We start from the raw sequence: 238 nt of genomic DNA, 5'->3' as shown, positions 1-238 counted from the left end.
CACCATTACGGTGTTGTTTGAACAATAAAAATACGGCTGTTCCCATACACTCTCGTAAATATTTTGAGCGGAAAATATTTTGCTTCGTTTGCTCATCAAGAGTTTCAGGATGCGATACTCCAGATCAGATAGCTTGAGCTGCTGTCCTTCTTTCGAGACCTCATTAAAATGTTCATTGACTTTTAACTTGCCTCCAACCAGAAACGTATCCCCACTTTCCTTTTTCTCCTTATAAATC

1 pseudogene is annotated in these 238 nt (G+C 39.1%); it reads right to left on the bottom strand.

Going from position 1 to position 238, the window contains the following annotated elements:
* Positions 1 to 238 (bottom strand): annotated as a pseudogene (gene yrkP, locus AC6UDE_RS07195) (two-component response regulator YrkP); the annotation flags it as partial.

Source organism: Fructilactobacillus sp. X2R5C3, assembly GCF_059901325.1.
Note: the sequence above shows the minus strand (reverse complement) of the source record. Positions and strands in the feature narration are given on the sequence as shown.